Source organism: Streptomyces avidinii (genome assembly GCF_045161815.1).
Classification (GTDB): Bacteria; Actinomycetota; Actinomycetes; order Streptomycetales; family Streptomycetaceae; genus Streptomyces; species Streptomyces avidinii.
Map to the genome: position 1 here is coordinate 4,539,458 of NZ_CP108863.1, position 12,148 is coordinate 4,551,605.

The following is a 12,148-nucleotide window of genomic DNA, read 5'->3' on the forward strand; positions in this document are numbered from 1 at the left end:
TCCGAAAGAGACGGCCTAGGAGCTAGGAGCGGACGGGCCAGCGCTCCAGCTCCGCGCGCAGCCGCTCGGGGTCCGGTTCCTCGGTGGCCCAGGCGATGTGGCCGTCCGGGCGGATCAGCAGGGTGGTGCGCAGGGATCCGGCAGGAGAGACGATTTTCAGCCATTCCGTCTCCGGTACCGGGTGCCCCTGGGCGACCAGTACGAAGCCCCCGCCGCGCAGCACCTCGTACAGCCGCCGTCCGTCGGCGAGCCGCAGGTCGGGCACCCGGCGGCCGGTGAGCGGGTGGCTGCCCAGCGGCGCCGGGTAGGAGATGCCGATGCCGGAGAGCAGTCGCTCCCCCAGCGCGGTGACCGAGCTCAGCCGGGACACCCAGGGCATCACGACGTCACGCAGCCGGCGCACCCGGACGCTGCGGGGGGCGCTCAGCACCCCCCGGGTGATCGCCCCGGAAATGCGCAGCGCCTGCTTCCCGACGGGGTGGCGCTCCCGCTCGTAGGAGTCGAGGAACGGCTCCGCTGCCCGGCCCTGCACCACCGCGGCCAGCTTCCAGCTCAGGTTGGCGGCGTCCTGGAGCCCCGTGTTCATGCCCATGCCCCCGGCCGGCGAGTGCACGTGGGCGGCATCGCCCGCGAGCAGCACGCGGCCCTCGCGGTAGCGCACGGCCTGCCGCTCGTCGCTGTGGAAGCGCGAGATCCACCGCGGGTCGTGCATGCCGTAGTCGGAGCCGAGCACCCGGCGCAGCAGCCCGGCCAGCTCCTGCGCCACCACCGGCGCGTCGTCGGGCCGGTCGTCCCCGGCGACCCAGCCGATCGCCCGGTACCAGCCGTCGCCGAACGGCACCAGGGAGGCGAAGCCGTGCTCGTTGGCGTTGGTGGTCACCGCGTCGGCGGGCACCTCCGTCAGCCGCACGTCCGCCAGCATCACGGACCGCACCACCCACCGGCCGGGGAAGTCGATCCCGGTCAGGCGCCGCACGGCGCTGCGCACCCCGTCGCACCCGACGACGTACCGGGCGGCGAAACGGTCGCCGCCGGCCGTCTCCACGTCGACTCCGTCGGCCCGGCGGCGCAGCTCCACCACCTCGGCGCCGCGTACGATCCGCACCCCGGCGGCGAGGGCCCGCCGCTCCAGCAGCCCCTCCAGGTTGTACTGCGGGGTGATCAGCGCGAACGGGTAGCGGCTGCGCAGCCGTTCGAGACGCAGTTCCAGCCGACCGAAGACCCCGATCACGGGGGCCGTGCGGCCGAGCGCCACCAGTTCGTCGCCGAGCCCGCGGGCGTCCAGCACCTCCAGGGTGCGGGCGTGCACCGCGAAGGCCCTGGTCATGTTGGCGTTGGCGTGCTCGCGCCGCTCCAGCAGGGTGACCCCCACCCCGGCGGCGGCCAGGTCCCCGGCCAGCAGCAGACCGGTGGGCCCCGCTCCCACGACCACCACGTCGACGGCCTCGGTCATGCGCATCCGCCCTTCTCTCGTTCCATCGGATCTCGTTCCCCCGGGCCGGCTACCGTGCGGGCGTGCTGGCTTCGATCATGTGCTGGTAGGAGTTGACCGGCCGCACGTCGTGGACGACGAGGCCGGCCCGCTCGACGAGCCCCAGCAGCCCCTGCCGGGTGTGCTTGCGGCCCCCGACCGTGAGGAGCATCCGCAGGTCCATCCCGGTGCTGAAGCGCTGCCCCGGGCCGTCGTCGACGAAGTTCTCGACGATGATCACCCTGGCGCCGGCGGGGGCCGTCCTGACGACGTTGCCCAGGACGACGACGGCGTCCTCGTCGTTCATGCCCAGGATGTTCTTGAAGACGTACGCGTCGACGTCGGCCGGGATCTCCTCGCGGCAGTCACCGGGCACCAGCCGGACCCGCTCGGCGAGCGCCCCGCCCGCACGCAGCCGGGCATCGGCGCCCGCGACCACGTCGGGCCGGTCGAACAGGATCCCCCGGACGCCGGGGTGGTGCTCCAGGAGCGAGGCCAGCAGGAAGCCCTGACCTCCGCCGATGTCGGCGACGGTGCGCGCACCGGACAGCGGCAGGACGCCGGCGATGGCCTGGGCGGACTGCTTGCTCGCCTGGGTCATCGCGAGGTCGAACACGGCGGCGGACTCCGGCCACGCGGTGTGCACGTGCTCGAAGAACTCCCCGCCGTACAGGTCGGTGAACACGTCCTTCCCGGTGCGCACCGACTCGTCGAGGCGGCCCCACAGCTCCCAGGTCCACGGTTCGGTCATCCACAGCACGAGCTGGTCGAGGCTGTCCGGGGTGCCGCTGCGCAGCAGCCGCGAGACCTCCGTCTGGACGAAGCGGCCCTCGGGGTCCTCGGCGAAGACCTCGAAGCCGGTGAGCGAGCGCAGCAGTCGCCGCAGCGCGTCCGGGTCGGCGCCCACGGCGACGGCCAGCTCGTCCGCGGTCGCCGGGGTGTCACCGAGGGCGTCGGCGAGTCCCAGTTTCACGGCGGCGCGCAGCGAGGCCGCGCAACTGGCGCTGAGCGCGCGCTCCAGCACCCCGAGCACGTGGGGTTCGGCAGGCGGTTCGGGAGTCGGTGCATCGGTCGGTTCGGCAGTCGTTCGTCGGTTCACGGTGGAGTTCCTCAGTTCTCGGTGGTGGCTTTGACGCTGCCGGGGAAGTGCGCCTCGATGGCCCGCCGGACCCCGTCGCGCCAGGTCCGCTCGCACCCGCCGGCGATGCTCCTGCGGCGGGAGCCGTCGAACGCGCTGACGGCGCGGGTGACGTCGCCGGGCACGAGCTCGGCCGGCACCCCGGTGAGCTCGCCGATGTGGGCCACGAGGTCCCCGACGCCGACGACCTCGTCGCCGCCCCAGTTCACGACGGTCGCGGGGGCCTTCGCGGCGGCCCACAGCCGCGGCACGTGCCGCGCGATGTCGTCGGTGTGGATCGGGGAGCAGTAGTGCTGTCCCTCGCGCGGCACCGCGATCGGCTCCCCGGCCAGCATCTGCCGGAAGAGGATGACCGGGAGCCCGCCGTGGCCGTGCGTTCCGTAGGCGACGTTGAGCCGCGCGATGGTGGTGGGCAGGCCGAGCGTCACGGCGAGCGCGCGTACCGCGCCCTCGGTGGCGAGCTTGCCGACCGGGTAGGTCGGCAGCCAGGCCGATGCGGCCGCCAGCGGGTCGGCCTCGGTGTGCAGGTGGTCCAGCGCCTGCGGCGCGTACACGGCGCTGGTGGAGACGTACAGGAAGGCCTCGGCGGTGCGGCAGTGGGTCATCAGGCGGCCGGTGGCGACGGAGTTGACCGCCACCACCTCCTCGAAGTCCCCGCTGCCGCGCTCGACCGCCGCGTGCAGTACGTGGGTGAAGTCCTCGGGGAGGCCGTCCAGCGGGTCCCGGGACATGTCCCAGCGCCAGGTCCGTATCCCCCGTTCCCGCAGCCGTCCCTCGGCCTGCGGATCCGGGAACCGGCCGAGGCACCACACCTCGTTGTGTTCCGCGAGCGTCTCGGCGACGGTGCGCGCCACCAGCCCGGTCGCGCCCGTGATCAGAACCTTCTTCCCCGTCAGCATCCGGATCCCCCCAGCGCCCGGTCGAGTTCCGCGCGCAGGATCGACTGGAAGGCGGCCACGTGCTTCGGCCCCATGAGGGTGTAGTGCTCGCCGGGCACGTCGAGGTACCGGGGCTCCTCGCGGCTGAAGTCCTCCCAGCGCCTCAGTTCGTTGTCCAGCCAGTCCTGCTTGGTGCCGCGCAGCGGGACGGCGTAGAAGACGCTCATCCCGGCGACGCTGCCGCCGGGCCGGTAGGTCCGGCCGAGGCCGGTGAGGCCGTCGGCGAGGTCCGCCCAGGCGGTGAACCGCTCCAGGTCCAGGTCGAGCTCGGCGAGCCGGTCGCGGGGAGCGATCTCGATCAGATGGGCGAGCTGTTCCCGCTTGCCCAGCGGGCGCAGCTCGGCGGGCAGTGTCTTCGCCTGCCGCTCGGAGATCAGTTCCAGGAACATCGCCAGGTTGACGGCGGTCTCGACGAAGTCGAGTTCGTCCATGCGGTACTTGATGTGCGGGGGCAGGTTGAAGCTGCCGAGGAAGTCCACCCGCTCGCCGTCGGCCTCCAGCAGCTTGGCGACCTCGAAGGCCACCGCCGCGCCGAAGGAGTATCCGGCTATCGCGTAGGGGCCGTGCGGCTGCCGGGAGCGGATCGCGTCCGCATAGGTGCGCGTCATCTCCTCGAAGCTCTCGAACGGCTTCTCTCCCGGGTTGAACCCGCGGGCCCTCAGGGCGTAGAAGGGCCGCTCGTGGACGAAGTACTTGGCCAGGTTCACGAAGACGAGCACCTCGCCGACCCCGGGGTGCACGCAGAACAGGGGCGTCCCGTCCCCGCTGGTCTGCAGCGCGACGACCGGGTCGTACGGGGTGGGCTCCGCGCTGCGCCCGGCCTCGATCCGCGCGGCGAGCGCCCGGACGCTGGGCGAGGTGAGGAGCGCGAGGATCGGCAGGTCCGCGCCGGGGAAGCGCTGGGCGACCAGGTTCCCCAGGCGCAGGATGTCCAGTGACGTCCCGCCGAGGTCGAAGAAGCTCGCGGTGGCGCTGATCCTGTCCGGTGCCACCTCGAAGAGCTCGGCGTACAGCGCGGTGAGGGTCTCCTCGACGGCGCCCACCGGGGCGATGTGGCCGCCGAGCTGCCGTGTCACCGCCTCCTCGACCGCGGCCAGCTGCGCGGCGTAGTCCCCGGCCTCCAGCCTGCGGCGCATGAGCGCGCGCGGGATCTTGCCCAGGCTCGTCTTCGGAAAGGCGTCCTCGGGCAGCGGCAGGAGCAGGGCCGGACGGAACCCCCAGTGCAGGACGACGCTGTTCCTGATCGCGACGATCACGCGGTGGAGGGCCGCGTCGTCGCCGGCCACCTCGGGGGTGACGGCGAACGCGATCGCGAGCTGCTCGGTGTCGCTGCCCCGCGGCCGGGTCGGGAACGCGGCGACGAAGGACTTCTCCACACCCTGTACGCCGTCGAGCACCGACTCGATGTCGTGGCTGTAGTAGTTGACGCCGTTGACGATGATGCTGTCCTTGCTCCGCCCTACGAGGGTCAGGCGTCCCCCGGAGAGCCGGCCGAGGTCACCGGTGCGGAACCAGCCGTCGTCCGTGAAGGCGGCCTGCGTCGCCGCCTTGTTGTTCCAGTAGCCACCGGTGATCATCGGGCCGGTGAGCTGGACCTCGCCGACCTCGCCGTCGGCGAGGGGCGTGGCGCCGGCCTCCTCCGCGATCCTGATCCGCAGCCCGTCGACGGGCCGTCCGACGGCCGCGAACTCCGCCCCCTGGTCGGCTGCCGGGAACTCCCGGTTGTAGATGCTGCCGGCGCAGGTCTCGGTCATCCCGAAGGCGGGCCACAGGGCCCCGCGGTGCAGCCCGTACGGGGCCAGCCGGTCGAGGAAGCCGATGCCGGTGGCCACGGGGTTGGCCTCACCGCCGGAGACGATGTGCCGCAGGCAGGACAGGTCCAGGCGCGGGGGCGACGGCAGCTGGTCGAGGGCCTTGCCGATCAGCCCCAGCAGGAAGTTGGGGGTGAACGTCATCGTCACCCGGTGGGCGTCGATCAGTTCCAGGAAGTGCAGCGGGTCGGCGAGCACCGACTCCGGCGAGGCCTGGAGCTGCACGGCCCCTACGGACAGCGGCAGGAGGTGGGCCTCCAGCAGCGCGGCCACGTGATCGTAGGAGATCCAGTTGAGGGTCACGTCGTCCGCGGTCAGGGACTGCGTCGCGGCCTTCGCGGCCATCGAGGCCAGCAGGTTGCCGTGGGTGAGCCGGACCGCCTTGGCGGCGCCGGTGGAACCGGAGGTGAGTACCAGCAGGGCCACGTCGTCCGGTCCGCAGGCGCTGGTCCCCACCGTGCGCGGGTCCGTCCCGGCCGCGGCGCGGACCAGGTCCTCGACCGTGGCGACCGCAAGCCCCGGTACGGCGGGAAGTTCCTCGCGCGTACGGCGGTCGGTGACCAGCAGCGGGCCGTCGAGCAGGGCGTCGACATGGTTCAGCTGCGCCGCCCAGCGCTGCGGGTCGTTCCGGGTGGGGACGAGCGGGCACACCGTGATCCCGCCGAGCAGGCACGCCCAGAAGGCCGGTACGAAGTCCTCGGGCCGCTCCAGCATCAGCGCCACGACCCGGCCCGGCCGGGCTCCCGCCTCCCGCAGGGCGCCGAGGAGGCGCAGCGACTCGTCGAGCAGACGGGGATAGGTGCACAGCGTGTGTCCCGGCGGCCGCTCGCCCGAGCAGTAGCGCAGTCCGTGCTCCGGGAACCGCGTCGCGGCCCGCACGAGCAGTCCGCCCAGGTCGGCGGCCTCCTCGCCCTCGGGCCCGGCGGTCCTGCCGGCAGTTAACTCCTGACTCGTCGTCATGGTCTCTCTCTTTCGGGTGGCCGGTCCCGGGCATGGCGGAGCAGCCGCTCGGCACGGGGCGGCGGCAGGGCGTGCGGGATCAGTTGTCCGGCGGGCGCGTCGGCGGGACCGGGTCGGTCAGAGGTTGGCGCTGATCAGGTCCAGCAGGCCGGGGAAGCGCTGGTCCAGGTCCGTGCGGCGCAGGGTGGCCGCCCGGCTGTTGCCCCGGTCCACCTGCTGCACCAGGCCCGCCTCGCGCAGGATCCGGAAGTGGTGGGTGATCGTCGACTTCGAGACCGGGAGGTTGAAGGACGCGCAGGTGCGCGCCGTGCCTTCCGGTTCCCTGAGCAGGGCGCCCACGACGGCGTAGCGCAGGGGGTCGGAGAGCGCGTTCAGTACGGTCAACAGGCTCATCTCCTCGCGGGAGGGGTGGCCATCCTCGTCGGGCATCGCGCCCTCCTTTTTCCTGAGGTACGGGTTGCATCATACCTCTCATCTGTGCCAGCTTAAGGTTCGATGCAAACCGAACCTGGTCGTACGTCGGCCGGGCCGAGCCTGGAGTAGTGCCCTCATGAGTACGCAGACCACCTCGTCGGCCGCGCCACCCGTGCAGGCGGAAGGGCAGCCGGGCCGCACCCTGACCCTGGCCGCCGTGCTCCTCGCGGTGTTCGTCGTCCCGATGTCGATCTCCGGTACGGCCGTCGCACTCCCCGACATCGGGGCCGACACCCAGGCCGGCCTCGCCCCCCTCCAGTGGGTGGTGAACGCCTTCAACGTGGCCTTCGCCTGCTTCACCCTCGTCTGGGGCTCCATCGCCGACATCGTCGGCCGGGTCAAGGCCTTCGCCGCCGGCGCCGCCGTCTACGCCGTGGCCTCGCTGGCCAGCGCACTCGCCACCAACGTGCTGTGGCTCGACGGCGCCCGCGCACTCGCCGGTATCGGCGGCGCGGCGATCTTCTCCTGCGGCGCGGCGATCATCGCGACCGTGTTCGACGGCCCGGCGCGCGCCAAGGCGTTCGCCCTGTTCGGCACCGTCGCGGGCGTCGGCGTGGCGATCGGCCCCTCGCTGGCCGGCGTACTCGTCCAGGGCCTCGGCTGGCGCTGGGTGTTCGCGGTGCACGCGGTCGCCCTGCTGCTCGTGCTCCTCGCGGTGCCCGCCATCGCCAAGGCCATGCCGGCCGACGGCGGCAGCGGTGCCAGCATCGACGTACCGGGCAGCGCGCTGTTCGTCGTCGCGATGGTCCTGCTGACCACCGCCATCGTGCAGGGCTCGCAGTGGGGCTGGGGCAGCCCGGGCGTGCTGGGGCTGTTCGCGGGCGCGGTCGTGGTCCTCGCGGTCTTCGTCGTGGTCGAGAACCGCCGCGAACACCCCATGCTGGACCTGAGCGTGCTGCGCAACCGGCGCTTCGTCGGTCTGTGCCTGGTGCCGGTCGCCGCGTCCTTCGGGTTCGTCACCATGCTCACCTACCTCCCGAGCTACCTGACTGCGGCCACCGGCCGTGACACCGGCGCCGCCGGCCTGATCATGCTGCTGCTCACCGCACCCGTGCTGATCTGCCCGATGCTCGCCGCGAAGCTGGTCACCCGGGGCGTCTCCGCGCTCACCCTCATCTACGTCAGCCTCGCCTGCCTCGTCGTCGGCGACCTGGCGCTCACCCTCTTCTCGCCCGACGTGAAGATCCTCGTCGTCGCCCTGCCGATGCTCGTCACCGGCGCCGGCATGGGTCTGTCGGCGGGCCTCGTCGACGGCCAGGCACTGGAGCTGATCGACCCGGCCAAGGCGGGCATGGCGGCCGGCTTCCTCAACACCCTGCGCCTGGGCAGCGAGGCCATCGCCGTGGCCGTGTACGGCTCGGTCCTCGCGACCGTGCTCGGCACCCGCATCGAGGACGGCATCGGCGACTACCCCGGCGCCGCCCAGGCGGACCAGGTCGCCGACCAGGCCGCGGCCGGCGACTTCGCCCGGGCCACCGAGCTGTCCGGAGCGGTGGACACCGAGGGCTTCACCCACTTCCTCGCCCAGTCCTACGACTCCGCCTTCCACACCGTCCTGTGGGGACTCGCCGCGGTCTGCGTCGTCCTGTGCGCCGTGGTCGCCACCCTGCTGCGCGGCGGCACCGCCAAGAACGCGGCCTGACCTCCCCGGGGGACACGGCCGCTCCCGTGTCCCCCACCCGAACCACCCGATCCACGCGACACCACCCGAGACCGGCCCGGTGCCCGAATCCCCCGTCGAGGCGCCGGGCCACCCGCGTTCCCCCGCGCCGGCACCGCTGCGGCCCCCGCAGCGCACCGCGACCGGCCGGCCGGGGCGGCCCCAGGAAAGGACCCGCGCGCCATGAACCGACCCCCAGGCGGCCCCCGACCCGCTCCCACCCACGCCCAGGTCCTCGTCGTCGGGGGCGGGCCGGTCGGCATGCTCGTCGCCGCCGAACTCGGGCACCACGGCGTGTCCACCATCGTGCTCGAGGCCGAGCCGCGGACCGTCGACCAGCCCAAGGCGGGCACGCTGCACGCCCGCACCGTCCAGGGCCTCGCCCGGCGCGGTCACCTGCACGCGCCCGCCGCGACCGAGGACCGGCTCGGACGCAGCGCCGCCGACGCCTTCCACTTCGCGGGCATGCCCGGACTCGTCATCACCGCACCCGCCACCGAGCCCGGACCCATCGTCGGACGCTCCCAGGCCGACCTGGAACGGGACTTCGAGCACCGGGCCCGCGAGCGGGGCGTCACCGTGCTGCGCGGGCACCGCGTCACCGCCGTCGACCAGGGGCCCGACGCGGTCGAGGTCACCACCCAGGGACCGGACGGCATACGGCACTTCACCGCCGAGTACGCCGTCGGCGCGGACGGCGCCCGCAGCACCGTGCGCGAGCTCCTCGGCTTCCCCGAGGACACCCACCCGGCGACCGTGTCCGCCCTGCTCGGCCTGGTACGGCTGACCGACCCGGACGGCGTGCCGTACGGCTGGCACCGCACCCCGCGCGGCTGGACGGTCGCGGGCGTCAATCCGTACGGGCACAGCCGGTTCATCACCATCGACTTCCGCGGCCCGCACCCCGACCGGCACTCCCCGCTCACCCTCGACGAGCTGCGCCGGGAGGGCGAGCGCATCCTCGGCCACGGCGTGCCGATGGCCGACCCGGTCTTCTTCTCCCGGTTCAGCGACTTCACCCGGCTGGTGCGCGACTACCGCCGGGGCCGGGTGTTCCTCGCCGGTGACGCCGCCCACGTGCACTTCCCCGTGGGCGGGCAGGGCCTCAATCTGGGTCTGCAGGACGCTCTCAACCTCTCCTGGAAGCTGGCCCACACCCTCGCGGGCACCGCGGGCAAGGACCTTCTCGACACCTACGACGCCGAGCGCCGGCCCGCGGCACAGCGCGTCATCGACAACACCCGGGCCCAGCTCGCCCTGATGCGGCCGGACCCCGGCCTCGACCCGCTGCGCGACCTCGTCGGCGAACTCCTCGGGCTCGACGACGTGAACACCCACGTCGGCCACATGATCAGCGCCCAGGAGACGGTGTACCCCGCGCGCACCGGGAGCGGCTCCCGCTGGGAGGGCCAGTTCCTGCCGAACCTGCCGCTCGCCTCGGACGACGGGCCGACCGACCTGACCCGGCTGCTGCTGCCGGGCCGGCCCCTCCTGCTCCTGCTCGGGGAGGCCGGCACGGTCCACCGCGCACCGGCCGAGGGCTGGGCCCACGTGCTGCGCACGGTGTCCGCGACGACCGCCCGGCCGCTGCCCTGGGACGCCGTCCTCGTGCGGCCCGACGGGTACATCGCCTGGGCCCCGGACGGCGGTTCCCTCCCCGGCACCCTGCGCCAGTGGTTCGGCGAGCCCCGCTGACGGGCGCGCCGGAGGGCGGGTACGGAGTTCCGCACCCGCCCTCGGCCCGCACTCACCTCAGCCGGGGCACCGGCTCACCAGCGGACCGGCAGCGAGGTGGGCCGGCGCAGCACCGTCCCGTTGTCCCAGGGCACCTCGGCCGGGTCGACGGCCAGGGCCAGGTCCGTGAACTCCTGCGCCAGGCGCGTCAGCACGGTCACGATCTCCATGCGGGCGAGCGCGGCGCCCATGCAGTGGTGCATGCCGTAGCCGAACTGCAGGTGCCGCTTGGCGGGCGCGCGGTCGGGGTCGACGGTCAGCGGCTCCGGGAAGGCCTCGGGGTCCCGGTTGGCGGCGAAGGCGTCCGGATAGACCACGCTGCCCGCCGGCACGAGCCCCTCGCTCGTCTCCAGGTCCCGGCCCGCGATGCGCGGGAACGCGGAGATCGTGCCCAGCGGGATCAGCCGGATCAGCTCCTCGGCGAGGCGCGGGGCGATCCCGGGATCGTCGGCCAGCCGGCGCCACAGGGCGGGCGCCGAGAGCAGCGCGTACAGCGACTTGGTCAGCACCGACACCACGTTCTGGTCGGCGCCGAGCAGCGAGCCGAAGAAGATGCCGGTCAGCTCGGCGTCGTCCATGGGCGGCTCGGCCCGGTCCCGGTCGGCGCGGAAGCGCTCGATCAGCCCGCCGGGCAGCACCGGCCGGGCCCCGGTGACCAGGTCCTGGACGTATCCGTACACCCGGTAGAAGTGCTCGACGAGGTCCGGCACGTCCTCGTGCGAGGCGATCTGCACGATCCGCGCCGACGGCCGGAAGTACGGCACGTCCTCGATCGGTACGCCGAGGAAGTGGGCGTTGACGGTGATCGGGACCCGGTCGACGAGGTCGGTGAACAGGTCGGGGGACTCGGCCGCGCGCAGCCGCCGGATCCCCTCGTCCACCACCCGGTCGAGCACCGGGCGCAGCCGCTCGATGCCGGCCGCGCTGTAGTCGCCGGAGACGAAGCCGCGGACCCGGGCGTGGTGCGGGGCGTCCAGGTTGAGCAGCAGCTCCTTCGGCATCACCGTCGGCAGGAAGCTCGGCCCGCCCTCGACGTTGGTCTCGGTGCGGCCGGACGCAGGGTCGGTGAGCACCTTGTGCACATCGGCGTAGCGCGTCAGGTGCAGGACCTTGTGGCCGCTGGGCAGCTGGATGAGCGGGATGCCCTCCGGGCTGCGCTCGTCGAGCGGGGTGAAGGCCGGGACGGGGTCGAGGTGGGGTATGTCCGCGACGGTGACGGCCGCGGACGTGACGGTACTGGTCATGTGTGCTCCGTGGGGAAGAGTGGTGCGTCAGACGAGGGCGGGCAGGCCGGTCAGGCCCGCCAGGTCGCGTACGGCCTGGGCGTTGTTGCGGAACTGCACCGCTCGCCAGCCGACGCGACGGGCCGCCGCGCAGTTCTCGGCGAGGTCGTCGATCAGCACGCACTCCTCGGCCGGCACCCCCGCCTCCTTCTCGGCCCGCCGGAAGATCTCCGGATCGGGCTTGCGGATGCCGACCCTGCAGGAGTCGACGATGCAGTCGACCTCGCCGACGGGCGCGACGATCGCGCGCCAGTAGGGCTCCCACTCGACAACGTTGTTGCTGAGGATGCCGACCCGGTAGCCGTGCTCCTTGGCGTGCAGGGCCGTCGCCACCATCACCGGGTTGGCGCGGACCCCCTCGAACCACTGCTGCCCGAACTGCTCGAAGCGCGCACGGGACAGGTCGATGCCGGGGGTGGCCTCCTCCAGCACACGGACCATGGCGCGGCCCCATTCGGGCTCGGTGAGCAGGGCCAGTTCCAGGGGTGCCAGGGGCTCGTGGCCCAGTTCGGCGGCGACCGCGGCGAGCGCGGTCTTCATCTGGCGGGGCGTGATGCCCGTACGCGCGTGGTACGAGTCGAAGAGTTCGTCGAGCGGCGGCGAGAGCACGCCACCGAAGTCGAACCAGATCATGGGCTGGGGCACTGCGGGATCTCCTTGTGTCGCCCGGATGCGGATG

Annotated in this window: 9 protein-coding genes; 2 read left to right on the forward strand and 7 right to left on the reverse strand. The window is 73.1% G+C overall.

Translation table 11 applies throughout. The features are described from left to right. Positions 1–22 precede the first annotated feature (22 nt). The 5 genes from OG373_RS20265 to OG373_RS20285 all read right to left on the reverse strand — a co-directional run bounded on the left by OG373_RS20265 (position 23) and on the right by OG373_RS20285 (position 6,747). A complete protein-coding gene (locus OG373_RS20265) occupies positions 23–1,459 on the reverse strand; it encodes an FAD-dependent monooxygenase (protein ID WP_405439509.1) in 1,437 nt (478 codons plus the stop codon). Between the two features lie 43 nt (positions 1,460–1,502). Continuing rightward, positions 1,503–2,570: a methyltransferase gene (locus tag OG373_RS20270; protein ID WP_405439511.1), complete on the reverse strand. Its 1,068-nt coding sequence runs from the start codon at positions 2,568–2,570 to the stop codon at positions 1,503–1,505. A gap of 11 nt (positions 2,571–2,581) precedes the next feature. Then, a complete protein-coding gene (locus OG373_RS20275; protein WP_405439513.1) occupies positions 2,582–3,508 on the reverse strand; it encodes an NAD-dependent epimerase/dehydratase family protein in 927 nt (308 codons plus the stop codon). Then, positions 3,502–6,318 (reverse strand): AMP-binding protein, encoded by a 2,817-nt coding sequence (locus OG373_RS20280; protein WP_405439515.1) that lies wholly within the window; start codon positions 6,316–6,318, stop codon positions 3,502–3,504. Before OG373_RS20280 ends, OG373_RS20275 begins: the two co-directional genes overlap by 7 nt. A 117-nt stretch (positions 6,319–6,435) precedes the next feature. Then, positions 6,436–6,747 carry a helix-turn-helix transcriptional regulator gene (locus OG373_RS20285; protein WP_030383907.1) on the reverse strand — a complete coding sequence of 104 codons (312 nt, stop codon included), beginning with the start codon at positions 6,745–6,747 and terminating at the stop codon, positions 6,436–6,438. Positions 6,748–6,868: 121 nt separating this feature from the next. Here OG373_RS20285 and OG373_RS20290 point away from each other — a divergent pair, with 121 nt between their 5' ends. Both OG373_RS20290 and OG373_RS20295 read left to right on the forward strand, forming a co-directional pair. Then, positions 6,869–8,434 carry an MFS transporter gene (locus OG373_RS20290; protein WP_405439517.1) on the forward strand — a complete coding sequence of 522 codons (1,566 nt, stop codon included), beginning with the start codon at positions 6,869–6,871 and terminating at the stop codon, positions 8,432–8,434. A gap of 201 nt (positions 8,435–8,635) precedes the next feature. Next, entirely contained in the window at positions 8,636–10,147 is a 1,512-nt protein-coding gene (locus OG373_RS20295; RefSeq protein ID WP_405439519.1) for an FAD-dependent monooxygenase, read from the forward strand. A 74-nt stretch (positions 10,148–10,221) separates the two neighbouring features. On the opposite strand, the gene OG373_RS20300 is transcribed toward OG373_RS20295, so the two are convergent. Then, the gene (locus OG373_RS20300) at positions 10,222–11,430 is read right to left on the reverse strand and encodes a cytochrome P450 (protein WP_405439520.1); all 1,209 of its coding nucleotides are present in this window, start codon (positions 11,428–11,430) and stop codon (positions 10,222–10,224) included. Positions 11,431–11,457: 27 nt separating this feature from the next. Beyond that, positions 11,458–12,114 carry an HAD family hydrolase gene (locus tag OG373_RS20305; RefSeq protein ID WP_405439522.1) on the reverse strand — a complete coding sequence of 219 codons (657 nt, stop codon included), beginning with the start codon at positions 12,112–12,114 and terminating at the stop codon, positions 11,458–11,460. Positions 12,115–12,148: the final 34 nt, after the last annotated feature.